Source organism: Streptomyces sp. NPDC049585 (assembly GCF_040675615.1).
Taxonomy (GTDB): Bacteria; Actinomycetota; Actinomycetes; order Streptomycetales; family Streptomycetaceae; genus Streptomyces; species Streptomyces luteosporeus.
This window is the reverse complement of the sequence record NZ_JBFAPE010000034.1, coordinates 19,559-42,038: the sequence shown is the minus strand read 5'-3', so window position 1 is coordinate 42,038 and position 22,480 is coordinate 19,559. Positions and strand designations below refer to the sequence as shown.

The following is a 22,480-nucleotide window of genomic DNA, read 5'->3' as shown; positions in this document are numbered from 1 at the left end:
GGACTCTCGTATGTCGGGAGGACTTCAGGAAGCGTGGAAGGGCAGGCCGGCGTCGGCGACCAGGTCGAGGGCGTCGGACTCGTCCGGCGGCAGGAGCGTGGCGCTGCCGTCGGCGACGGGCACGACGCCCAGCTCCAGCAGCTCGGCCATGGCGGCGCTGCCCGCCATGTCGCGGACCTGCAGCTGGTAGCGGGCCGTGGTGCGGTACGTGCCGCCGCCGTCGTCGCCGGTGCGCTGCAGGAAGCCGGAGTCGACGAGGAAGGCGACCGCCTTGGCGATGATGCCGGTGGTCGAGCCGGCCAGGCGGCGGGCGTCCTTGGTGGCGCCGGTGGCGCTGCGGCGGGCGTAGACCCGCCAGGCGGCCTCCAGGCCGGGGGCGTCGCTGACGGGGTCGGTGTTCTCGCCCTGCTCGGCGGCCCGCTCCTCCAGGCGGCGGCACGCCTGGCGGACGAAGGCGTCGACGCCGTTGACGGTGATGCGGCCGATGTAGCCGTCGTCGGCGAGGTCGGCGGGGCGGGGGAAGGCCATGGCGGCGACGGCGAGGTGGGCCAGGCCGTGCAGGAAGCGGTCGCCGGAGTCGGCGGTGGCCCGGCGCGCGTAGTCGCCCATGCGGACAGCGAAGACGGAGTCCTCGGCGGCGGTCACGGCCATGCCGGCACGGGTGGAGACCTCCAGCACGACGAGGCCGAGCCCGGCGGCGACGGCGTCGGCGAGCCGGGCGAAGGCCGGCTCGTCGCGGTGGCGGCGCAGCAGCTCGGCGTACTCGGCGTCGCGGGCGGGCTGCAGCTTGGGCTGCAGGCCGAAGGCGATCAGCCGCGCCGCGTCGGCGGCGTCGGCGGGCGTGACGGTGGCGCTCGCCGCTCGGGCCTCGCCGGTCTCACCGGTGCCGGCCTCGTCGGCGGCGCCCGGCTGGGCCGGGAGGTCGGCGTCGTACTCAGTCACGGTTGGTGCTCCTGCGGGGATCTGCGTGGGTTGCGGATGGTGCGGCACCGCCGGGCACGTCGCCGGGGGTCGCTCGCCGTTGCGGCGGGATGGGGCCCCGGTCCCGCCCTTTCACCGTTTCCCGGGGCTCCGCCCCGGACCCCGGCCGGGCCGGGAGGCTCGCTCCCAGGTCCCGGGACCGCGCCCTGGGGGTCCGGGGGCTCGCCCCTGGGGGCACCTCCCAGCGGTAGCCGGGGGAGAACCGGGAAGGGGCGGGGCTGGGGAACCTTCCTCCGCCGCGACGGCGCGCAACCACCGTGGCGGAGTGCGGCGGTGCCGAACCGGCAGCAACGCCGGGCAGCCCGGCGCCGCCGTTGTGCGCTCCGGCGCTCACGACGCCTCCTGCCGGTCCGCCGCCATGCCGGCCGCGTCGAGGAGGGCCGTGCCGACGACGAGGTCGGCGCCGCCGAATTCCGGGTCGTCCAGTTGCGTGCCGTCGTCGACGGCGAAGAGCAGGGACGGCTCGCCCTGGCGGTAGGCCGTGCCTACCGGGGGGCTGGCGGCGTGGACGGCGAGGAGGGCGACGAGGTAGGGCAGGTCGGGGTCGCGGCGGCGGGCCTCGGCCAGGAGGCCGGACAGCCGGCGGGGGGCGTCGGGCGGCAGGGTGAGCAGCTCGGTCGCGGCGGCGAGTTGTTCCTCGCTGAAGCGGCTGTCGTCGGGGGTCTCGACGAGGTCGGGCTCGGGCATCTCGGCGCCGAGGTGCTCGCGCTCGGCGGGCGGGGTGAGCAGCATCTCGACGAGGTCGCCGACGCGCACGGCGGCCGGTGTGCGCAGGCCCGTGCCGCGGGAGAAGAAGGCGTCGGTGACGCGGCCGGCCTGCTCCAGGGGCAGGGGCAGCAGGGGGGCGAGGAGCTGGCCGTACAGGTCGAGGCCGGCGCGGGCGGCGGGGGTGGAGAAGGCCTGGCGGTCCTGTTCGGCGCGGAAGAGGGGGCCGGCCTCCAGCAGCCGGGACTGCAGCTGGGTGTGGCGGCGGATGCAGTCCTTGACGATGTCGACGAGCTCGGCGGCGCGCCGCTTGTGCTCGGCGGTCTTCTCGTCGGGGCCGGCTTCCGCCTCGTCGCGCACCTTGCGGATGTTGGTGAGGATGGCGTTCTCGTGCCGGTAGCGGTCGGCGACGTGTTCGAGGGCCTCGGCGATCATGTCGGGCACGGCCTGCAGCCAGTCGACGGCGCGCACGTTGCGCCGGGTGGCGTCGAGGGTCTTGCGGAGCGTCTCGGCGTACTGGACGGTGCGGTAGCGGGCCTGCTCGGCGGCGAGCTGGGCGTCGGCGAGGCGGCCGCGGCTGATGAGGACCTCCAGCTTGACCTCGGCCGCGATCTGGGCGCTGGTGACGTCGGTGTCGAGGGCGCCGACGAGGACGTTGACGGCCTCGTCGGTGGTGCGCAGGAAGACGGTGCCGCCGGGGCCGGGCACTTCCTCGACGAGCTTGAAGTCGTAGTCGCGCCGCACGTAGACGCCGTCGGCGCCGAAGGTGCCGTAGACGGCGCGGAAGCCGCGGTCGGCGCTGCCGACGTTGATGAGGTTCTCCAGGACCCAGCGGGCGACGCGCTCGTGTTCGGCGGCGGGCCGCCCGGGGGCCTGGGCGGCGACGCGGGGCTGGAGCCTTGCGACTATCTGCTCGTGGTCGGCCCCGGTGTCGAAGTCCATGTTGAGGGTGACGAGGTCGATGGCGGCGAGCGCCACCTCGGCCATGGCGTAGACGCCGAACTCGCCCGCGAGGTTGGCCTTGCGGACGTCGAGGTCGTGCAGCGGCGCGGTGCAGGCGAGCGCGCGCAGGCGCCGGGCCAGGCCCTCGTCGGCGGCCGGGCCCGGGGCCGGGCGCAGCGGCCCGTTGAGCTGGGGCGGAACGGCCGCCGGGGCTGGAGAAGTCACGTCGCACAGAGTAGGCGGTCGCACCGACAACGGACGAAACGGCACGGGTGCGCCGGGCTGTCGGACGGCGGTCGGGGACGTCGATCCGGGGACGACAGTCTAGGACGACGGGGAACGGGCCGTTCCGCCCCCCACCCCCTCCCCTCTCCTCACACCGCAAAAGCAGACATGATGGCAATATTGCAACCGAGCAGGACGAATGCCGTGGGCAGTTGCGCCTTGATGGGCCCGTACCGGTCCGTCAGTTCCAAAAGGGCCGCCGGCACGAGGTTGTAGTTCGCGGCCATGGGCGTCACCAGCGTCCCGCAGAAGCCGGCGAGCATGCCGACGGCGAGGACGGCGGCGGGGTCGCCGTGCGCCTGTTCCACCAGGACCGGCCAGCCCACGGCGGCGGTCATGACGGGGAAGGCGGCGAAGCCGTTGCCCATGACGACGGTGAACAGGAACATCCCCGCGCAGTAGACGACGACGGCGAAGAAGACCGACCCGTGCGGCAGCACGGCGGTGGTGATGCGGCGGACCTGCTCGCCCACGCCGGCCTTGGCGAAGATGGCCCCGAGCGTGGCGAGCAGCTGCGGCAGCAGCAGGGCCCAGCCCGCGGACTCCAGGATCGAACGCCCGGCGTGCAGGGGCGCGAGCACGCGGCGCTCGCGCAGCAGCACCATGGCGACGACGAGGGCGGCCAGGGCGCCGATGCCCAGCCCCAGGATGGTCTCGCTGCCCTTCTGCAACAGCGGCTGACCGCCGGCGGTGACCTTCTTCAGGCCCACGGCGCACGCCAGGGCGACGGCCGGGATGGTCAGGGCGGGCACGAAGAGCCTGTTGCCGTGCCGGGCGGCGGCCGCCTCGCGCTGCTCGGGGCCCGGCGCGCGGGAGGTGCCGCGTCCGGTGCGGCCGAAGCCCGCCAGGCAGATCATGAGCAGGACGGCGGCGCCCAGGGGTTCGGCGGGCGCCCTGTGGTCCACGACCCAGGTGCTGTAGCAGAATCCGGCGCCCAGCAGGCCCCAGAAGGCGGCGCTGCCCAGGCGCTTGGGGTTGGTGCGGTCGGTGAGCATCTGCGCGGCCATGAGGAGGAAGATGCCGCCGACGAGCCAGTAGAACCACTCCGCCTTGATCATCGGAGGGTTCCGTCGAGCGTGCGGTCGAGGCGCAGCAGTCGCCAGCCGTGCACGGCCAGGGCGCACAGTGCCGTGGGCACGGCCCACAGCGCCAGCTGCAGGGGCTCCAGTTGCGTGTGGTACGTCGTGTTGACGAACCCGGTGATCAGCAGGATCGAGCCGACGGCGAGGAAGACGTCCTCGCCGAAGAAGAAGCCGACGTTGTCGGCGCTGGCCGCGAAGGAACGTATCTTCTCGCGTGCCGTGGCGCTCAGCTCGCCGTGCCGGCGCTCCGCGGCCCCCTCGGCCATGGGTGCGGCCAGCGGGCGCACGGTCTGGGCGTGCCCGAGGACGCCGCCGAGGCCGACGGCGGCCGTGACCTGCCGCAGCAGGAGGTACAGGGCGAGGAAGCGGCCGGTGGTGAGCCCGGTCAGGCGGCGGACGAGGTTGCGCGCCTGTTCCTGCAGGCCGTGGTGTTCCAGCAGGCCGATGACGGGCAGCGTGACGGCGAAGATGCTCACCGCGCGGCTGCCGGCGAAGCCGGTGCCGAAGGCGGCGAGGATCTCGCGGGGCGAGAGCCCGCCCAGCGCTCCGGTGACGATGCCGGCGGCACCGACCACGAGCAGCGGGTTGCGTCTCGTGGCGAAGCCGGCCACCACCACGAGGACGCCCAGGAGTACGAGCATGCGCGGGCCTTCCGCATTCTCGGACCTCACTCGACGAGGTGAGGCGACTGCGAGGACGCTAAGATATTGTTGAACAATCCTCAATGGGCTGAGCGGAAAACCTCCGTGGGATCCCCGGGAGAGGCCATGGCCAACTCCAGCGCCGCCTCGCAGCGCATCGCCTGCGCGCTGCGCGAGCGCATCGAGGGCGGCGGCCTGCCGCCCGGCACCCGGCTGTCGGAGGAGGCGCTCGGGCGGGAGCTCGGCGTCTCGCGCAACACCCTGCGCGAGGCCTTCCGGCTGCTGGTCCACGACGGTCTGGTGGTGCACCTGCTCAACCGCGGCGTGTTCGTCAGGGTCCTCGAACCCGCCGACGTCACCGACATCTACCGCATGCGCGCGGCGCTGCAGAGTGCGGGCGTACGGGCCGCGGCCATGGCACCGGCCGCGCTGCGGGAGGCCGTCACCGCGGCGGTGGCCGACGCCGAGGACGCCGCGCACGCCGGCGACTGGAGCCGCGTCGCCACCGCGGACCTGCGCTTCCACCGGGCGCTGGCCGCCCTGGCCGGCAGCGCCCGCATCGACGCGGCCATGGACCGGCTGCTGGCCGAACTGCGCCTGGCCTTCCACGCGATGCCCTCGCCCCGGCACTTCCACGCACCCTTCGTCGCCCGCAACCGCGCCCTGGCCACGCTGCTGGAGCGCGGCGAGCACACCGCGGCGGAGGCCGAGCTCGCCGCCTACCTGACGGACGCCTGCCGCCTGATCCTCGACGCCCTGCGGACCGGCCCCGCCGCACGAACCCCCGTCGTTCGGGCCGATGCCGCGCCCCCCGAGGAGGAGAGCCGATGACGACCGCAGCCCCGCAGGGCCCCGCCCCCTCCCCCCTCCTCGACCTCAACGCCGATCTCGGCGAGGGCTTCGGTCGCTGGCAGCTGACGGACGACGACGCCCTGCTCGCCGCCGTCACCAGCGCGAACGTCGCCTGCGGCTTCCACGCCGGCGACCCGTCGACCATGCGGCGGGTGTGCGAGCGGGCCGTCGAGCGCGGTGTGCGCATCGGTGCACAGGTCTCCTACCGCGACCTCGCCGGCTTCGGGCGGCGGGCGATGGACGTGCCGCCGCAGGAGCTCGCCGACGAAATCACGTACCAGATCGGTGCGTTGCGCGTCTTCGCGCAGGCGGCCGGCGCCGACGTGGCGTACGTCAAGCCGCACGGCGCCCTGTACAACCGCGTGGTGGCCGACGCCGAGCAGGCGGAGGCCGTGGTCGCCGGTGTCCTGCGGGCGGGCGGGCGGCTGCCGGTCCTGGGCCTGCCCGCGTCGCAGCTGCACGAGGCCGCCGCCCGGGCCGGACTGCCAGTGGTGGCCGAGGCGTTCGCCGACCGGGCCTACACGGCGCTGGGCACCCTGGTGCCGCGCCGGGAGCCCGGTGCGGTGGTGCCCGACCCGGACGCCGTCCTCGCCCGCAGCGTGCGCCTCGCCCGCGACGGCGCGGTCACGGCGCTCACCGGCGAGGAGGTGGCCGTACGGGCGCGTTCGCTGTGCGTGCACGGCGACACCCCCGGCGCGGCGCTGCTCGCCCGGCGCGTGCGGCAGGCGCTTGAGGCGGCGGGCGTGCGCGTGGAGGCGTTCGCATGACGGCCGGGGAGCACACGGCCCGGCGCGCGCTGCCCGTCGGCCGCGACGCGCTGCTGGTGGAGGTGGCCACCGCCGAGGAGGCCCAGGCCCTGCACGCCGAGTTGCTGCGCCGCCGCGCGGCGGGCGCGCTGCCGCCCGTACGGGAGATCGTGCCCGCCGCCCGGACGGTCCTGCTCGACGGGCTGGCCGACCCCCGCGCCCTGGCGGCGGACCTGGAGCGGTGGCACGTGCCGCCGCTGCCCGCCGCCGGTTCGGCGCCGCTGGTGCTGCCCGTCCGCTACGACGGCGCCGACCTGGCGCGGGTCGCCGAGCTGTGGGGCGTCGGCGAGCGCGAGGTGGCCCGCATCCACGCCGGCATCGAGTACCGGGTGGCGTTCTGCGGCTTCGCACCCGGTTTCGGCTACCTCACCGGGCTGCCGCCGCACCTGCACGTGCCACGCCGGGACACCCCGCGCACCGCCGTGCCGGCCGGCGCGGTGGGCCTGGCCGGCCCGTACACCGGCGTCTACCCCCGCTCCTCCCCGGGCGGCTGGCAGATCGTCGGCCGCACCGACGCCGTCCTGTGGGACCCGCGGCGCGAGCCCGCCGCCCTGCTGGCGCCCGGCACCCGGGTGCGCTTCGAGGAGCACGGCCGATGACGTTGACCGTCGTGCGCGCCGGGGCCCTGACCACCGTGCAGGACCTCGGCCGGCCCGGGTACGCACACCTGGGCGTGCCGCGCTCGGGCGCGCTGGACGAACCGGCGCACCGCCTCGCCAACCGCCTGGTCGGCAACCCCGACGGGGCGGCGACGCTGGAGACCACCGTGAACGGCTGCGCGGTGCGCACGGACGCCCCCGTCGTCGCCGCGGTGACCGGCGCGCCGTGCCCCGTACGGGTGGACGGCCGGCCGGCGGCCTGGGGCGAGCCGCTGTTCCTGCCGGCGGGCGCGGTGCTGGAGGCGGGGCCGGCCACCGCGGGGGTGCGCACCCACCTCGCCTTCGCCGGGGGCATCGCCGTACCGGAGGTCCTCGGCAGCCGGTCGCGCGACCTGCTGTCGGGCCTGGGCCCGGATCCGCTCGTGGACGGCGCGCTCCTCCCCCTGGGCCCGCCGTGCGGCCCCCCGGCCGCGGCGGACGTGGTGCCGTGGTCGGCTCCGGGGCCGGGCGGGCTGGTCCTGCCGCTGATACCGGGCCCGCGCGACGACTGGTTCGCGCCGGACGCGCTGCGCCTGTGGGCCGCCGGCGGTCTGGTGGTCTCGCCCGAGAGCAACCGCATCGGCCTGCGCACGCGCGGCCCGGCGCTCGCGAGGGTCCGCGAGGGCGAACTGCCCAGCGAGGGCGTGGTCCTGGGCGCGGTCCAGGTCCCCCCGGACGGCCTGCCGGTCCTCTTCCTGGCCGACCACCCCACCACGGGCGGCTACCCGGTCGTCGGCGTCATCCCGGCCGCCGCCCTGCCCGCCGCGGCCCAGGCCCCGCCGGGCACGCCCCTGCGGTTCGTGCCGGTGCGGACGTGACGGCCGTACTCCGCAAGGATGACAGCGAGCGGCACCGGAAGGTGATGTCCGGCGGCCCATCCGGGACCACCATGGTCCCGTGCCGAAAGACCATGCCTTACCGAACGTGCCGCGCTGGGCGCGGCGCTCCGCGCTCGGGGCGGCGCTGACCAACGTGCCGTCCGCCGTGTGGCGCATCGCCATCGCCGTGGGCCTTCCCGTGGGTCTGGGCCGGTCCGAGTACGAGCAGTTGCACGCCCCCGGCTGGGGCTCGTTCTACCTCGTCGGGCTCAGTCTGGTCTCCGAGTTCTTCGCCTTCCTCGCCCTCGGGCTCGTACGGCCCTGGGGGGAGGTCTGGCCGCGCTGGATGCCCTGGCTGGGCGGGCGCCGGGTGCCGGTCCTGCTGGCCACCACGCTGGCCGCCCTCGGCGCCGTGGCCGCCACTGTCTTCGGCGTGCTGTTCGTCCTGACGTCCCTCGACGCGGACATGGACACCACCGCCTGGGGCAGGTGGCTGCTCAACGCCGTCTACGCACCGCTGCTGCTGTGGGGTCCGCTGCTGGCCGCGGTTACCGTGCACTACCACCGGCGCCGGACCGCCGCCCCCGAGGCCACGGATCAGACCGCCAGGGCCCGGGTCGCGCGGGCGGCGAGGACCTCGTCGTAGTGCGTCAGCAGGCGGTCCACGACGGACGGCCAGGTGCGGGCGAGGACGGCGGCGCGGGCGGCGTGGGCGTAGCGGGAGCGGGTGCGGCGGGCCGCCTCCAGGGTCAGGACGGCCTCGCGCAGGGCCTCCGGGTCGCGGGGCCGCACCAGCAGCCCGGTGCGGGCGTGGTCGACGAGGTCGAGGGGGCCTCCGGCGGCGGGGGCGACGACGGGCACGCCGCTGGCCTGCGCCTCCTGGATCGTCTGGCAGAAGGTCTCGTGCGGGCCGGTGTGCACGAAGACGTCCAGCGAGGCGTAGATGCGGGCGAGTTCGTCGCCGGTGCGGGTGCCCAGGAAGCGGGCGCCGGGCAGCAGGGTGCGCAGCCGGGCCGCCTGCGGGCCGTCGCCGGCGACGACGACGCGGATGCCGGGCAGCGCACACACGGCCGCCAGCAGGTCCACGTGCTTCTCGGCCGCGAGGCGGCCCACGTAGCCGACGATGAGCTCCCCGCCCGGGGCGAGGGCGCGGCGCAGTTCGGGGTCGCGGCGGGCCGGGTGGAAGCGCTCGGAGTCGACGCCGCGCGGCCACAGTTCCACCCGGGGCACGCCGTGGGCGAGCAGGTCGCGCACGGCGGCCGAGGAGGGCGCGAGCGTCCGGTCGGCGGCGGCGTGGACGGCGCGGATGCGGTGCCAGGCGTACGTCCGGCCCATGCCCAGGTAGGTGCGGGCGTAGCCGCCGAGGTCGGTCTGGTAGACGGCGACGGCGGGCAGGCCCAGGCGGGCGGCCGCGGCCATGGCGCGGGCGCCCAGGACGAAGGGGCTGGCCAGGTGTACGACGTCGGGCCGGTGCGCGGCGAGGGCGGCGGTCGTGCGGCGGCTGGGCAGGGCCACGCGCAGTTGCGGGTAGCCGGGCAGCGGGGCGGACGGTATGCGCACGACGGGGCAGGGCATGGCGGCGTCCGGGGCGGCGGAGCGCCGGGCCGGGGCGGGGGCCACCACCAGCGGGTCGTGGCCCCGCAGGGCGAGGTGCCGGGCGGTCTGCCAGGCGCAGTGCGCGACGCCGTTGACGTCGGGCGGAAACGATTCGGTGACGATGACGACACGCATACCGCTGTTGTCGTCGGGCCGCGCGCCCGGTGGGTCACGTGGATCTTTCCGCCGGGGGAACGTCCCGTGAGCGTCAGTCCTCGCCGTCGGTCCGTACGGTCGTCCGTCGAGTCGGTCGGTCCGCGCCGTCAGTCCACGCCGCGGATGATGTGGGATTCGGGGTCCTCGTCCTCGGCCGCGGCCGAGGTCCGGCCGGTGGTCTCGGAGGCCTCGGTGCGGGTGCCGGTGCGTTCGTCGGGTCCGTCGGGATCCTGCATGGGTGGGTCGCCTCCCCCTCGAGTGGTCTTCCGGGACCTGTAAGCATTCCCCGCCGCCCCGACCACATACGCCGCCAACCGGGTGAATTGGCGGGCAATTGGGTTAAAATGCAAGTAGGTCGGACCTTTTCGCTGAAAGAAGGTGGCTGACGTGACCGCCCCTACGTCGCCGCGGATCGACCAGCACCCGGACATCGTGGCGCTTCGCGCCTACTCCGAGGAGACGACGTCGACCCCTGTCGCCCAGGCCGTCGAGGCCCTGGCGCTCCTGTGCGGCGTGTACCTGGCCGCTTCACCGTGGATCGTGGGCTTCAACGGCGCCACGACCCTGTCGGTCAACAACCTGATCACGGGCATCGCCTTCGCCTGCCTGGTCGGTGGATTCGGCCACGCCTACGAGCGCACGCACGCCATGAGCTGGGCCGCGCTGTGCCTGGCCGTGTGGACGATCATCACCCCGTGGGTCGTCTCGGGCCATCCGTTCACCACCGGCGCCGCGGTCAGCAACGTCATCGTCGGTGCCGTGGGCTGCCTGGTCGCGCTGGCCCTGGCGGGCATGGGGGTCCGGCGGGCGCGCCGCTGACACCGGCGCGCGCCCGGCACCGCACCGCCCGCCTTCCGCCCGCACCCGAGTTCCCTTCCCCCAGGCCCCGCCGCCCGCTGCTCCGGGCGGCGGGGCCGCGTACGGTCGCGGCCGGCCCGTCATGCCCGGCCGTCGTGCCGGCCCGTCATGCCCGGCCGTCGTGCCCGGCCGCGGCCGGCCGGTCGGCCGGCTGCCGGTCCGGTCCGGCGGTCACCGGGTCGTGCGCGGGCAGTTGGCCGCGGCCCTCGCCGCCCTCGCCCCGCACGGCCCAGCCCGACGGGGCGTCCTGGGCCCGGCGGGCCCGCTTGCGCAGCTCCGTGTTCATGTCCAGGCGAATACGTCGGATGATCTCATCCATGTCAGGCATGCGGGCGACGGTAGAAGCCGCGCGGCGGCAAGAGAACGCAGGCCAGAGGGTATTCACCCGCTCGGATGAATACTCAGCTGATCTTCGGCGGCCCCGGTTCGCCGGTCGGGAAGTGGCAATGCTCCCCTCCCCCATCGGCCCCCAGAACCGCAAGAGGTGTCAGGCATGACGACCGCGACGGTGTGCGGCACCCCGGGCTCCGCCGACCCGGCCCCCACCCAGGCCCTGCCCGCGGCCTCCCCGGGCGAGAACCTCCGACTCGCCCTGTGCTGCTTCCTGCCCGAGTACGCCCGCGGCATCTTCCGCACCCGCCCCCGGCTCGCCCGCCTCGTGGCCCGCACGGAGCCCGAGCGGCGCGGGGCGGAGCTGCTGCAGGCCCTGCGCCGGCGGCACGGCCGCGGCCCGGTGCGGGTGCGCGGCCTGTCCGGCCCCGCGCTGCTGGTGCTCGACGCCGAGGACGTCCGGCAGGTGCTCGAGGGCCCGGTCGCGCTCTACGCCGTCGACACCCGGGAGAAGGTGCGCGGCTTCGCCGCCGTGCAGCCGCAGTCGCTGCTCGCCTCGCACGGCCGCCAGCGCACCGCGCGGCGCGCCTTCAACGATGCGGTGCTGGACGCGGGCAGCGAAGTGCACCGGCTCGGCGGGCACTTCCTGCGCATCGCCGCCCACGAGGCCAGGGCCCTGCTCGGGCCCGAGGCGGAGGCCGGGCTCTCGCAGGAGCAGCTGCGCGAGCGGATCGAGCGCATGGGGCGGCGCTGCTTCCTGGGCGAGGCGGCCGCCGACGACCTGGAGTTCTCGCGCCTGCTCGGCGCCCTGCTCGCCGAGGCCAACTGGCTGGGGGCCCGGCCCCGGCGGGCCCGGCGCACCCGCCGCCTGCGGCGGGCGATGATGCAGCGTCAGGCGCGCTACCTGTGCGAGGCCGACCCGCGGAGCCTGGCCGGGCTGTTCCGCACCGCGCCCCGGGGGCCGGAGAGCGCCCCGGAGGGGCAGGTGGCCCAGTGGTTCATGGCGCTGGGCCTGGTGCACGCGGCGGTGGTGCGCACCCTGACCCTGCTGGCCACGCACCCGGAGCAGCACCGGCGCGCCGCCCAGGAGGTCCGCGAGGCCGACCGGCGGCACGCCACCCCCACGGTGCCGGGCTTCAAGGACATGCCGTACCTGCGGGCCTGTGTGCTGGACGCGGTGCGGCTGTGGCCCCCGGTGCCACAGCTGCTGCGGCGCACCACCGGCGAGACGCGCTGGCGCTCGGCAGTGGCCCCCGGCGGCATCGACGTACTGGTGCCCGCCGGCTTCCACGCCCGGGACGCCGAGCGCCTGGAGCACGCGCACCGCTTCGCGCCCGAGACATGGCTGGACGGCTCGGCCCGGGCCGACTGGGCGACGAGCCCGTTCGGGCGGGGCGAGGCGCGGTGCAGCGGCATGGAGGTGGGGCTGCTGCTGGCCACGGGGTTCGTCGCGGAGTTCCTGCGCGGTGGGGAGCTGGCGGTGGCGGGCGTACGGCTGGGGCCGGCGCGGCCCTTGCCGTACGCGCTGGACACGGGGCGGTTGCGCATCGGGTACCGGCCGTACCGGCGGGCGTAGCGTCCCCGCGCCGCCCCCGCCGCCCCGCCGCCCCGGCCGTCAGCGACTGGCTCCGGCCGCGTACCAGCGGTCGCCGCGGAGCTCGGCCAGGCCCTGGCCGGACAGGCCGGTCATGTGCTTGAGGATGGTGCGCGCCTGGTAGCCCACCGCCGCGCTCAGCTCCTCGATCGACGCGCCCCCGGTGCCGCTCGCGCGCAGCCCCTCCCAGGTGCGTGCCTCGTGGCGGCCCAGGCTGCGCGGCTCGGGCCCGGCCGCCGTGCGGGCCGGGGAGGTGCGCACGGGGCGGGGGGTGCGGTTGACCCTGCGGTGTCGGCGGCCCTTCTGGCGCTTGCTCATCGCTGAACCACTGCTCCGTCCTGCGTCGTCGATCCTGCGGTGCCGGTAGGGCAACCCGGGGCGGCACCGGCCGGTTACGTCCCTTCCACGAAGTGTGCGCGACATCACCCACCGTGACCCCGATGGCGGGCGCCGCGGCGCTTCCGGGGGGACGATGGGGGCATGCTGCTGGCCGAGGTCGCGCGGGTCTCCGGGCAGGTCGCGGCCACCACCGCCCGCACGGAGAAGACCGCGCTGCTGGCAGAGCTGTTCCGGCGCGCCGAGCCGGACGACGCCCCCGTCGTCATCCCCTACCTGGCGGGCCGGCTCCCCCAGCGCCGTACCGGCGTCGGCTGGAGCGCCCTGCGCCACCCCCCGCCGCCGGCCGCGGAGCCCACGCTGACCGTACGGGAGGTGGACCGCACCCTTCAGGCTCTCGCGGCGGTCGCGGGCCCGGGCGCCCGGGCCGAGCGGCAACGGCTGCTCACCGGGCTGCTGGGCGCCGCAACGGCCGGCGAGCAGGACTTCCTGGTGCGGCTGATCGTCGGCGAGCTGCGCCAGGGCGCCCTGGACGCCCTGGCCGTCGAGGGTCTGGCGGCCGCCACGGGCGCCGGCGCCGCGGAGGTGCGGCGCGCGGTGATGCTCGGCGGGTCGCTGGGGGCGGTGGCACGGGAGCTGCTGGCCCAGGGCCCGGCGGCGCTGGAGCGGTTCCGCCTGGAGGTGGGCCGACCGGTGCTGCCGATGCTGGCGCAGAGCGCCAAGGACGTCGACGAGGCCCTGGACCGGCTCGGCCCCTGTGCGGTGGAGGAGAAGCTGGACGGCATCCGGGTGCAGGTGCACCGGGACGGAGACCGGGTGCGCGTCTACACCCGCACCCTCGACGAGATCACCGAGCGCCTGCCGGAACTCGCCGAGCAGGCGCTGGCGTTGCCGGTGTCCTCGGCGGTGCTGGACGGGGAGGTGATCGCGCTGGACGCGGCCGGGCGGCCGCACCCGTTCCAGGACGTGGCCGGCCGGGTCGGCTCCCGCCTGGACGTGGCGGCCGCGGGCCGGGCCCTGCCGCTGTCGCCGGTGTTCTTCGACGCCCTGTCCGTCGCCGGCCGCGACCTGCTCGACCTGCCGGCCGCCGAGCGCCATGCGGTGCTCGCCCAGGTGGTGCCCGGACCGCTGCGCGTACGCCGGCTGACCGTGCCGGACCCCGCCGACCCCGCGGCCCGCGCGGCCGCCCGCGACTTCCTGCGCGAGGTCCTCGAGCGCGGCCACGAGGGCGTCGTGGTCAAGGCCCTGGACGCGCCGTACACCGCCGGCCGGCGCGGCGCGTCCTGGCTGAAGGTCAAGCCCGTGCACACCCTCGACCTGGTGGTGCTGGCCGCCGAGTGGGGGCACGGCCGGCGCCGCGGCAGCCTGTCCAACATCCATCTCGGCGCCCGCCGCCCCGACGGCTCCTTCGCGATGCTCGGCAAGACCTTCAAGGGCATGACGGACGAGATGCTGGCCTGGCAGACGCACCGCCTGCGCGAACTCGCGGTGAGCGACGACGGCTTCACGGTGAGGGTGCGCCCGGAGCTGGTGGTGGAGATCGCCTACGACGGCATCCAGCGCTCCTCGCGCTACCCGGCCGGCGTCACCCTGCGCTTCGCCCGGGTGGTGCGCTACCGGGAGGACAAACGCCCCGAGGACGCGGACACCGTGGAGACGGTGCTCGCGTCCGGGGGCCCGACGACTGGTGCGTCTACTACCGGTTGACGTCCGCCGGGCACAGGCGGCGCGGCTCCTTGTCGCCCTTGAGCTTCGCATCCACGCAGCCGCCCGGCAGCCCCTCGTACGCGCCGGTGCCGAAGTTCGCCGTCACCGTGAGCGTGCCGTCGCCGAAGGTCGTGCGCTGCACGGTGCGGTCGCCGGTCAGGGTGCGGAAGGACGTCATCGGCTCGGTGCCGGCCGCCTTGTGCAGGGGCGAGAAGTACTTCTGCAGGGCCGCCAGCTCGCTGCCCTGCTTCTGCAGCGTGCCGGTGCCGATCACGAAGTTCAGCGGCGTGTTGTAGAGCATCGCCAGCAGCGCCCGGTCGGTCTTCTGCCGCGGCAGCTTGTCGTACGGCAGCTCCCAGCGCTCGACGTTGACCAGGGAGTCGTGCAGGGCCGTCTCGAACAGCGGGACGCGGTAGGTGGGGTCGTACATGGCCTTGGCGACGTCCGCCGGGAGCTCCGCGGGCCTGAAGAAGGTCTCGGGCGCCTTGGCCGGGGTGTAGCCGCCCCAGTTCTTCTTGTCCCGCTCGGCGGCCCACAGGCCGTCGTGGACGGGGGTGCCGGAGCCGTGGTCGTAGGAGAGCACCTCGTTGGCCCAGGCCCCGGCGGACTCCGAACCGAGGGCCAGGCGCCTGCCGTCGGCGATGCGCTGCATCCGGGCCAGGCGGTTGGCGCGGTCCTGCGCCTTGGTCATGGGGTGGGCGCTGCTGTGGTCGCGGAAGAACTCGCCGGCCGCATCCACGTCGAGGAAGTAGGAGTCGGCGCCGTTCGCCGTCATCCCGCGGGTGCGCTTGTCGAGGTAGTGGCGGGTTGGCTCGGCCTGCTCGAAGGCCTGCGAGCTCATGTAGCAACCGCGGTCGTGGAAGCCGGGCTCGGGCTTGCCGTCGGCCTTCTGGACGCAGTAGCCGGGGTAGATGCCGTCCGGCCAGGCGGAGGTGGGGGTGTCGGAGGTCTCGGGATTCTGGCCGTTGGCGAAGGAGTCGTACGGGCCGACGAGGTAGCCGGCCTTCTTGGCGGCGGTGACGGCGGCGGCGTCCATGGGGTCGTCGCCGGCGTCGTAGCCGAGCCACATGCGGTCCACGCCGAGGGAGCGCAGTGCGCCCACCCCCTCGGCGGTGCGGGCCTGCCCCCACAGGTAGGCGTGGAAGGCGCCGAGCAGCTTGCCGTTGGCCGGCACGGCCGCGATCTTGCGCTTGAGGCTGCCCAGGTGCCCGTGCTCCTTGAGCCAGGCGCGGTAGTCCAGCGCGGGGGCGACCGGGGAGCCGTCGGTCAGGGCGAGGGTGACGGTGTATCCGGTGGTGCCCTCGGCCCGGGAGAAGGAGTGCACGGCGGTCGTGCGCAGCCGGCCCCGCTCGGAGGAGATCCGCAGCTCGGTGCCGATGTCGGTCGGGACGAGGTAGCTGGCGCCGCTGCGGCCGGCGGAATAGCCCCACAGGGGCAGGGACAGCCCACCGGCGACGGCGGTGCTGCTGCCGGCGAGACCGGCGGCGGACGAGTTCCAGAAGCGGTCGCCCACGGGTATGGACAGCCCTTCGCCCCGCGGCAGTTGCAGGGCGGTGACCGCGGGGTCGGCACCGGTGACGGGCCACTGCAGGGTGCGGTCGGCGCTGCCGGTGGACTGCACGTCCACCACCAGGCGCCCGGCCTCGGCGCGCACGGAGACGGTCAGGCCGCTCTGCGCGTAGCTCCACCGGGCGCCGCCGGCCGTGGTCGTGATGCGGCCGGGCGTACCGGGCGCGTCGGCCGCGGGCGCGGACATCTCCCAGGTGGCCCCGGCGTCGGTACGTGCCGTCACGCGCAGCGTCGCGGCGTCGACGACGGCGGTCCCGCCCTTGAGGGGCACCTCCACGGACTGCTCGTGCACCCGCACGTCCCCCGCAGGGCGCGGCGCGGCGTGCACGGGGGCCGCGAGGGTGAGGCAGGGCAGGGTGGCCGCAAGCGCAACGGCGGCCGCGCGGGCGGTGCGGCTGGAGTTCAGGAAGGTCATGGGGAGTTGATAGCGAGCGGGTCTAAGAAGGTTTTAAGAAGAAGGTTTTGAGAAGCCGTCGCCTCGGCGGACGGCTCCCGGTGGTGGGGCGGGAGCCGTCCGGGGTCTTGCGGGACCCTTACTTGCCCTGCAGGAGCTCCAGGAGGTCCTGGCGGGCGAACATGGCGGCGGTGTCCAGGGCGGAGGGCACTCCGGCCGCCGGGTCGGCGCCGTGGGCGACGAGGAGGCGCACGACCTCCTGCTCGCCCTTGAAGACGGCTCCGGCCAAGGGGGTCTGGCCGCGGTCGTTGGGCCGGTCGGGGTCGGCGCCGCGCTCCAGCAGGGCGGTGACGGTCGCCGGATGACCGTGGTAGGCGGCGAGCATGACGAGGGAATCGCCCTTGTCATTGGTGAGATTCACCGGAACACCGGCGTCCACGTAGGCGGCGAGGGTGTCGGTGTCCCCGTGCCGCGCCAGGTCGAAGACCTTGGCCGCGAGCTGGAGCACCTCCGGGTCGTGTGCGGGCTCTTCGGACGCGGGCATCTGCTCGGGCATGGTCTGTCATCCTCCGTACGGGTGTATCACCGGTTGCCGTATTAATACTTTCTGTGAAGCTGGAGGGACTTGAGGTGACCGCCCCCCAGTTCCCAGGAGATTCCCATGATCCTCTCCATCTCGGGCGTCGTACTGCTCGGTGTCGTCGTGTTCCTGTTCTTCCGCAAGGACAACCTCAAGGCATCGCACGGCATCATCTGCGCCCTGTTCGGCTTCTACCTCTCCGGGACCGGGATCGCCCCCAGCATCCGGGCCGGCGGGGCGAGCCTGGCCGACCTGCTCGGCGGGATCAAGTTCTGACGAGCCTGAAGAGGAGGCCGACGTGGGCCGGCGAGCACTGCCCCGCACACTGACGCCCGCCCCCGCGTCCCCCCGGGGCCGCGACCTCGCGCGCACCGCCGCCGACAGCGCCAGGGACGTCCTGCACCCCCTGCTCGTCGTCCTGCGCGGACTGCGCGCCCTGGCCGGGCGCGGGCGCCGCACATGGGAGCGGACCCCCCGGGACCGGCGTGGCCCGGCCCTGCTGCTCGCCGTCTCCTGCCTGGTCATCGTCGCCCTCGTGCCCTACGGCCCCACCCTGGGCACCGCGGCCCTGCTCGCAGCCGGCGCCTGGGCCGGGCGCGGGCAGGCCCGGGCCGCCGGGCAGGGGCCCCGCACCGCCGCCGCGCAGCCGGACACACCCGAGAGCACCCGGCTGCAGGCCCTGTACGAGGCGCTCGTGCCCTACTTCTCCGCGCCCCAGGACCCCCGGCCGCTGTACGAGCACGGCGGCGACTGGCGGACCGCCTTCGACGAACACGCCTTCGACGAGCACGGCCGGCTCACCGGGCTGCGGCTGCGCTACCCCGGCTACTTCACCGACGGCGAGGACGGGGCCCGCTCCCGGATCGAACAACTGCTGCAGCTCAAGGCCGGGCGCGGCCCCGAGTACCGCTTCGACTGGGACGAGGCCGACAACCGCCTCACCCTCACCGCACTGCCACCGCTGTCCACCGGCATCCACGCCCAGCGCTTCGTGACCGCGCCCGGCGAGACCGTGCTGGGCTTCACCGACGACAGTGCCGTCCAGCGCACCCTGCCCGTCACCGACGGCGAGGAACTGCGCGACGCCCCGCCCGTCGTCTGGCGCACCGGACCCCGCTCGACCGAACCCCACCTGCTCGCCCTCGGCCAGGCCGGCAGCGGCACCACCACCCTGCTGCGGTCGGTGACACTGCAGGCCCTGCAGCACGGCGACGTCGTCGTCGTGGACGGCGGCGCCACCGGCGAGTACGCCTTCCTCACCGGCCGCGAAGGCGTCCTCGCCGTCGAGTCGTCCGTCGCCGGCGCCCTGTCCGTCCTCGAATGGGCCTGCCGCGAGACCGAGCGGCGGCTGCTGGCCGCGAACTTCGCCCGCCGCCAGGGCCATCCGGCGCCCGACGACGTCCGCCGGCCCCTGTGGATCGTCGTCGACCGGCCCGCCGCCCTCGGCCACCTGGCCGCCGGCGAGGGCCGCGCCGACCCGCAGGGCCTGCTGACCGTGCCGCTGCGGCACGGGCGCACCGCGAACGTCACCGTCGCCGTGGGCGAGCAGTACGAGGCCGCCGGCCTCCTCGGCGAGGCGCTGTTCACCCACACCCGCGCCCGGGTCGTGCTCGGCCCGCTCACGCCCGAGCAGATCGCGGCGGTCCTGGGGACGGCGCCGCACACGACGCCGCCGGAGTGCGTGCCGCCGGGGCGGGGGTACGCGCGGGTGGGGGCGGGGCCGGTGCACCGGCTGCAGGTGCCGGCGACGCCGGATCCCTACGACGAGGAGGCGCCGGAGCGCTTGCGCTGTGCGGTGACGGCCCTGGTCCCGGAGCCGACCGAAGCGCCTGCGGCGGGCTGAGCCCCGGGGGCGCCAGGGGGAGCAGCCCGCCGCAGGCGTCACGCCACGTACGTGCGCGGCATCTCCGCCGCCGCCACCGCGCCGCTCGCGACCAGGCGGGTGGCTTCCGCCAGGCGCGTGGCCGCCTGGTCGGCCACCGCGCCGGCGACCGTGAAGGGCAGGCGTACGTAGCCCTCGAACGCGCCGTCGACGCCGAAGCGGGGGCCCGAGGGGACGCGGACGCCCAGGCGCTCGGCCGCCTCGGCGATGCGCGAGCCGGACAGTCCGCCGGTGCGGGCCCACAGGGTCAGGCCGCCCTGGGGGACGGCGAACTCCCACTCGGGGAGGTGGCGGCGCACGGCGGCCACGAGCGCGTCACGGTTCTCGCGTGTTTGTTCGCGCCGCTGTGCGATGGCCTGCTCCCAGCCGCCGGAGCTCAGCAGCCAGGTGACGGCGAGCTGGTCCAGGACGGGCGTGCCGAGGTCGGCGTAGGCGCGGGCGGCGACGAGGCCGCGGATGACGTCGGGGGCGGCCCGTACCCAGCCGATGCGCAGGCCGGCCCAGAAGGACTTGCTGGCGGAGCCGACGGTGATGACGGCGCTGCCGGCGGGGTCGAAGGCGCACACGGGTCGCGGGAGCCGCAGGTCGGGGTCGAGCACGAGCTCGGACATGGTCTCGTCGGCGACCAGGAGCGTGCCGGCGGCCCGGGCGGCCTCGACGAGCTCGCGGCGCTGTTCCTCGGGGGCGAGGGCGCCGGTGGGGTTGTGGAAGTCGGCGATGACGTAGGCCATGCGGGGGGCTGCGTCGCGCAGCACCTGGCGCCAGGCGGCGAGGTCCCAGCCGGCGAGCCCGTCGGCCATGGCGACGGGCACCAGGCGGGCGCCGGCCTCGCGCATGAGCTGCAGGACGTTGGCGTAGGAGGGGGATTCGACGGCGACGCGCTCGCCGCGTCCGGCCATCAGGCGGCAGATGGCGGCGACGGCGCCCATGGCGCCGGTGGTGACCATGATCTGTTCGGGCATGGTCGGTATGCCGCGGGCGGTGTAGCGGTCGGCGATGGCGCTGCGCAGGGCGGGCAGGCCGGCGGGGTAGTCGCCGTGGGTGTGGGCGTAGGGCGGCAGCTCCTCCAGGGCGCCCTGGACGGCGCGGGTGAGCCAGGGCTCGGGGGCGGTCAGGGCGGCGCAGCCGAGGTCGATGACGGAGCCGGCGGCCTCGGGGGGCAGCGGGTCCAGGGCCCGGGTGGGCAGGGGGCTGCCGGCGGGTACGGCGGTCCAGCTGCCGGCGCCGCGGCGCGATTCGAGGAAGCCCTCGCCGCGCAGGGCCTCGTAGGCGGCGGCCACGGTGGTGCGGCTGACGGCGAGGGCGGCGGCGAGCTCGCGTTCGGCGGGGAGGCGGGCGGCGACGGGGACCCGGCCTTCGAGCACGAGGGTGCGTACCCCGTCGGCCAGGGAGCGGTAGGCGGGGGTGCGGCGGCCGGCGAGGGAGGTGACGGAGCCGCGTCCGTTCTGGGAGCCGAGGAGGCGCGCCAGCTGGGGCGCCCCCACCGAAGAGGTCCACGGGCTCATTGTTTCCGGTCCACCTTTCGGGGATTGGCCATGGATCTGTGCTCGACCCGGTCCACAGACTGTCATGTCTCAGGCCACTGATACCACCGCAGGGGGGAATTCTCATGTCCGCGCCCGATGCCGAGCCGTCCGGTGCCGAGCCGTCGCCCGCATCCGTTCCCGTGCCGCCACCGGCCGGGCCGGGGCTGCTGCGCCGGCTGGTCATGCTGTACGCCGGACTGGTGCTGTACGGGGTGAGCGAGGCGCTCCAGCTGCGGGCCGGGCTCGGCCTGGGGCCGTGGAGCGTGCTCAACCAGGGTGTCGCGCGGCACACGGGTCTGACGATCGGCGAGGCGGGCATCGTCGTGGGTGCGACGGTGCTGCTGCTGTGGATCCCGCTGCGGCAGCGCCCGGGGCTGGGGACGGTGTCCAACGTGCTGGTGATCGGTCTGGTGATCGATGCCACTTTGGCCCTGCTGCCGGCGCCGGGTTCGCTGTGGGTGCGCGTACCGCTGCTGGTCCTGGCCGTGGTGCTGTGCGCGGCGGCGACGGGGTTGTACATTTCGCCGCGCTTCGGCCCGGGCCCGCGGGACGGGCTGATGACCGGGCTGCACCGGCGCACCGGGCGCTCGGTACGGCTGGTGCGCACGACGATCGAGCTGTCGGTGCTGGTGACCGGCTTCGCGCTGGGTGGTTCGATCGGCGTGGGCACGGTGGTCTTCGCCCTGGGGATCGGGCCGCTGGCCCAGTTCTTCCTACGCCTGTTCGCACCAGCTCCGGCGGGGGCGCCCGGGACCGGCCAGGCGGCGGACGCGGCGAATCCGGTCATGTCGGACCGGTCGGTTCCGGACCCGGTTTAGGTGGTGACCGGGCAAGGCCGGTAGTGTACGCCTTCGACCCACCAGGCGGATCGTTACTGCGCGTTCACAGCGTCGCAGCACAGGGTGACAACCATTGCCAGATGTGACAAAACGGGCGCCGATGGGTACAACAAGGGGCGGCACGACGGGCGACGCATGTCCCTCAACGGGGAATCTTCACCGCCGACCGGACGTTGACCGGATGACGACGACAGCGACACCTGTCCTGTGGGCGACAAGCCCGGGAGGCACGATTCATGAGTGAGCGAGCTCTCCGCGGCACGCGACTTGTGGTTACCAGCTACGAGACCGACCGCGGCATCGATCTGGCCCCGCGCCAGGCGGTGGAGTACGCATGCCCGAACGGCCATCGATTTGAGATGCCGTTTTCGGTGGAGGCGGAAATTCCGCCGGAGTGGGAGTGCAAGGCGTGCGGCGCCGTGGCACTCCTGGTGGACGGCGACGGTCCTGAGGAGAAGAAGGGCAAGCCCGCGCGTACGCACTGGGACATGCTCATGGAGCGACGCACCCGCGAGGAGCTGGAGGAGGTGCTGGCCGAGCGGCTGGCCGTCCTGCGCTCCGGCGCCATGAACATCGCGGTGCATCCGCGGGACACGCGCAAGTCCGCGTAAAGCGCGGGCGGCGCGCAGCGCAGCGTACGACAAAGGGCCCGGGCCACTGCTTCACGCAGTGGCCCGGGCCCTTTGTTACTGCAGTGCGGGGTTACTGCAGTGCGGGCTGTCGTGGCTGATCGCGCCGTTCCCCGCGCCCCTTACAGGGCGCTACCGCGGCAGCTGCGGGCCCGCGGGGCCCTGCCCCGGGCCGGGGCGCTCGTCCTCACGGATCACCTCGCCCTGGACGACCTTGCCGTCCGGCTGGTGCATGCGCACCTGCTGGAACGCCCCGCCGAGGGTGCCCGGACGGCTCAGCCACCGCTCCCCCGCCCGCCGCAGCAGCGCCCGCGTCGGGGGGAAGAGGCACAGCAGGCCCGCCACGTCCGAGACCAGGCCCGGCACGATCAGCAGCAGGCCGCCCAGCATCGTCAGGGCGTTGCCGCCGCTCTCGCCGGGAGCCGGTGCGGCCCCGCCGGCGCCGGGCGCCTGCAGGGAGCCCGTCAGGCGCTGCCAGGCCCGCCGGCCCGCGCGCTTGATCACGTACGAGCCGGCGACCACGCCGGCCACCAGCAGCGCGAGCACCGCAAGGCCGCCGGCCAGGTCGGCCACGAGGGTCAGCAGCCACACCTCCAGGACCACCCAGGCGGCCACGCCGAGCGGGACCAGCCTGCGGGCCCGGCTGCGGCGCGGCGGCCGGCTGTGCAACGTCTCCTGCTGTGCTCCGAACGTCATGCCTCAAGTGTGCCCGCAGTGCGCGGATACGGCCGGGG

Annotated in this window: 24 protein-coding genes; 12 read left to right on the top strand and 12 right to left on the bottom strand. The window is 75.2% G+C overall.

Annotated elements, in window-relative coordinates; translation table 11 throughout:
• Positions 1 to 24: 24 nt before the first annotated feature.
• The 4 genes from AB0K17_RS26120 to AB0K17_RS26105 all read right to left on the bottom strand — a co-directional run bounded on the left by AB0K17_RS26120 (position 25) and on the right by AB0K17_RS26105 (position 4,636).
• Positions 25 to 942 (bottom strand): hypothetical protein, encoded by a 918-nt coding sequence (locus AB0K17_RS26120; RefSeq protein ID WP_365984423.1) that lies wholly within the window; start codon positions 940 to 942, stop codon positions 25 to 27.
• A gap of 369 nt (positions 943 to 1,311) precedes the next feature.
• The gene (locus AB0K17_RS26115; RefSeq protein WP_365968709.1) at positions 1,312 to 2,853 is read right to left on the bottom strand and encodes a hypothetical protein; all 1,542 of its coding nucleotides are present in this window, start codon (positions 2,851 to 2,853) and stop codon (positions 1,312 to 1,314) included.
• Between the two features lie 149 nt (positions 2,854 to 3,002).
• The gene (locus AB0K17_RS26110) at positions 3,003 to 3,971 is read right to left on the bottom strand and encodes a DUF979 domain-containing protein (protein ID WP_365968710.1); all 969 of its coding nucleotides are present in this window, start codon (positions 3,969 to 3,971) and stop codon (positions 3,003 to 3,005) included.
• A complete protein-coding gene (locus AB0K17_RS26105; RefSeq protein ID WP_365968711.1) occupies positions 3,968 to 4,636 on the bottom strand; it encodes a DUF969 domain-containing protein in 669 nt (222 codons plus the stop codon). Before AB0K17_RS26105 ends, AB0K17_RS26110 begins: the two co-directional genes overlap by 4 nt.
• 126 nt (positions 4,637 to 4,762) lie before the next feature.
• Between AB0K17_RS26105 and AB0K17_RS26100 the strand changes: the two genes are divergently transcribed.
• From AB0K17_RS26100 to AB0K17_RS26080, 5 genes are all read left to right on the top strand, one after another.
• The gene (locus tag AB0K17_RS26100) at positions 4,763 to 5,467 is read left to right on the top strand and encodes a GntR family transcriptional regulator (protein WP_365968712.1); all 705 of its coding nucleotides are present in this window, start codon (positions 4,763 to 4,765) and stop codon (positions 5,465 to 5,467) included.
• The gene (locus AB0K17_RS26095) at positions 5,464 to 6,255 is read left to right on the top strand and encodes a 5-oxoprolinase subunit PxpA (RefSeq protein WP_365968713.1); all 792 of its coding nucleotides are present in this window, start codon (positions 5,464 to 5,466) and stop codon (positions 6,253 to 6,255) included. The genes AB0K17_RS26100 and AB0K17_RS26095 overlap by 4 nt, the downstream gene beginning before the upstream one ends.
• The gene (locus tag AB0K17_RS26090; protein ID WP_365968714.1) at positions 6,252 to 6,893 is read left to right on the top strand and encodes an allophanate hydrolase subunit 1; all 642 of its coding nucleotides are present in this window, start codon (positions 6,252 to 6,254) and stop codon (positions 6,891 to 6,893) included. The genes AB0K17_RS26095 and AB0K17_RS26090 overlap by 4 nt, the downstream gene beginning before the upstream one ends.
• Positions 6,890 to 7,750, top strand: a complete 861-nt coding sequence (locus AB0K17_RS26085; protein WP_365968715.1) for a biotin-dependent carboxyltransferase family protein — start codon at positions 6,890 to 6,892, stop codon at positions 7,748 to 7,750. The genes AB0K17_RS26090 and AB0K17_RS26085 overlap by 4 nt, the downstream gene beginning before the upstream one ends.
• A gap of 79 nt (positions 7,751 to 7,829) precedes the next feature.
• Positions 7,830 to 8,396, top strand: coding sequence for a hypothetical protein (locus AB0K17_RS26080; protein WP_365968716.1), 567 nt, complete (start codon positions 7,830 to 7,832; stop codon positions 8,394 to 8,396).
• Here AB0K17_RS26080 and AB0K17_RS26075 read toward each other — a convergent pair.
• Together AB0K17_RS26075 and AB0K17_RS26070 are read right to left on the bottom strand one after the other, a co-directional pair.
• Positions 8,348 to 9,481, bottom strand: coding sequence for a glycosyltransferase family 1 protein (locus AB0K17_RS26075; protein ID WP_365968717.1), 1,134 nt, complete (start codon positions 9,479 to 9,481; stop codon positions 8,348 to 8,350). The two genes, AB0K17_RS26080 and AB0K17_RS26075, sit on opposite strands and share 49 nt — an antisense overlap.
• A gap of 128 nt (positions 9,482 to 9,609) precedes the next feature.
• Positions 9,610 to 9,738, bottom strand: a complete 129-nt coding sequence (locus tag AB0K17_RS26070) for a hypothetical protein (RefSeq protein ID WP_365968719.1) — start codon at positions 9,736 to 9,738, stop codon at positions 9,610 to 9,612.
• Between the two features lie 151 nt (positions 9,739 to 9,889).
• Between AB0K17_RS26070 and AB0K17_RS26065 the strand changes: the two genes are divergently transcribed.
• A complete protein-coding gene (locus AB0K17_RS26065; RefSeq protein ID WP_365968720.1) occupies positions 9,890 to 10,321 on the top strand; it encodes an SPW repeat protein in 432 nt (143 codons plus the stop codon).
• 145 nt (positions 10,322 to 10,466) lie between these two features.
• Here the strand turns inward: AB0K17_RS26065 and AB0K17_RS26060 are convergent, their stop codons facing one another.
• A complete protein-coding gene (locus AB0K17_RS26060) occupies positions 10,467 to 10,688 on the bottom strand; it encodes a hypothetical protein (protein ID WP_365968721.1) in 222 nt (73 codons plus the stop codon).
• Positions 10,689 to 10,853: 165 nt separating this feature from the next.
• Here AB0K17_RS26060 and AB0K17_RS26055 point away from each other — a divergent pair, with 165 nt between their 5' ends.
• A complete protein-coding gene (locus AB0K17_RS26055) occupies positions 10,854 to 12,266 on the top strand; it encodes a cytochrome P450 (RefSeq protein WP_365984422.1) in 1,413 nt (470 codons plus the stop codon).
• A gap of 39 nt (positions 12,267 to 12,305) precedes the next feature.
• On the opposite strand, the gene AB0K17_RS26050 is transcribed toward AB0K17_RS26055, so the two are convergent.
• Positions 12,306 to 12,602 carry a hypothetical protein gene (locus AB0K17_RS26050; protein WP_365984421.1) on the bottom strand — a complete coding sequence of 99 codons (297 nt, stop codon included), beginning with the start codon at positions 12,600 to 12,602 and terminating at the stop codon, positions 12,306 to 12,308.
• A 162-nt stretch (positions 12,603 to 12,764) separates the two neighbouring features.
• On the opposite strand from AB0K17_RS26050, the gene AB0K17_RS26045 reads away from it, so the two are divergent.
• Positions 12,765 to 14,327 (top strand): ATP-dependent DNA ligase, encoded by a 1,563-nt coding sequence (locus tag AB0K17_RS26045; RefSeq protein ID WP_365984419.1) that lies wholly within the window; start codon positions 12,765 to 12,767, stop codon positions 14,325 to 14,327.
• On the opposite strand, the gene AB0K17_RS26040 is transcribed toward AB0K17_RS26045, so the two are convergent.
• Together AB0K17_RS26040 and AB0K17_RS26035 are read right to left on the bottom strand one after the other, a co-directional pair.
• A complete protein-coding gene (locus AB0K17_RS26040; protein WP_365968725.1) occupies positions 14,317 to 16,311 on the bottom strand; it encodes a glycoside hydrolase in 1,995 nt (664 codons plus the stop codon). The genes AB0K17_RS26045 and AB0K17_RS26040 overlap by 11 nt on opposite strands.
• 118 nt (positions 16,312 to 16,429) lie before the next feature.
• Entirely contained in the window at positions 16,430 to 16,846 is a 417-nt protein-coding gene (locus AB0K17_RS26035; protein WP_365968726.1) for an ankyrin repeat domain-containing protein, read from the bottom strand.
• Positions 16,847 to 16,951: 105 nt separating this feature from the next.
• Between AB0K17_RS26035 and AB0K17_RS26030 the strand changes: the two genes are divergently transcribed.
• Both AB0K17_RS26030 and AB0K17_RS26025 read left to right on the top strand, forming a co-directional pair.
• Positions 16,952 to 17,146: a hypothetical protein gene (locus tag AB0K17_RS26030; protein ID WP_344440042.1), complete on the top strand. Its 195-nt coding sequence runs from the start codon at positions 16,952 to 16,954 to the stop codon at positions 17,144 to 17,146.
• Positions 17,147 to 17,168: 22 nt separating this feature from the next.
• Positions 17,169 to 18,713 carry a hypothetical protein gene (locus tag AB0K17_RS26025; protein ID WP_365984417.1) on the top strand — a complete coding sequence of 515 codons (1,545 nt, stop codon included), beginning with the start codon at positions 17,169 to 17,171 and terminating at the stop codon, positions 18,711 to 18,713.
• A 38-nt stretch (positions 18,714 to 18,751) separates the two neighbouring features.
• Here the strand turns inward: AB0K17_RS26025 and AB0K17_RS26020 are convergent, their stop codons facing one another.
• Complete coding sequence (locus tag AB0K17_RS26020; RefSeq protein ID WP_365984416.1) at positions 18,752 to 20,257, bottom strand: PLP-dependent aminotransferase family protein; 1,506 nt, start codon at positions 20,255 to 20,257, stop codon at positions 18,752 to 18,754.
• Between the two features lie 203 nt (positions 20,258 to 20,460).
• Here AB0K17_RS26020 and AB0K17_RS26015 point away from each other — a divergent pair, with 203 nt between their 5' ends.
• Together AB0K17_RS26015 and AB0K17_RS26010 are read left to right on the top strand one after the other, a co-directional pair.
• Complete coding sequence (locus AB0K17_RS26015; protein ID WP_365984432.1) at positions 20,461 to 21,096, top strand: hypothetical protein; 636 nt, start codon at positions 20,461 to 20,463, stop codon at positions 21,094 to 21,096.
• A 257-nt stretch (positions 21,097 to 21,353) separates the two neighbouring features.
• The gene (locus AB0K17_RS26010) at positions 21,354 to 21,728 is read left to right on the top strand and encodes an RNA polymerase-binding protein RbpA (protein ID WP_004948858.1); all 375 of its coding nucleotides are present in this window, start codon (positions 21,354 to 21,356) and stop codon (positions 21,726 to 21,728) included.
• 150 nt (positions 21,729 to 21,878) lie between these two features.
• On the opposite strand, the gene fxsA is transcribed toward AB0K17_RS26010, so the two are convergent.
• A complete protein-coding gene (fxsA, locus tag AB0K17_RS26005; RefSeq protein WP_365968729.1) occupies positions 21,879 to 22,442 on the bottom strand; it encodes an FxsA family membrane protein in 564 nt (187 codons plus the stop codon).
• Between the last annotated feature and the right edge of the window lie 38 nt (positions 22,443 to 22,480).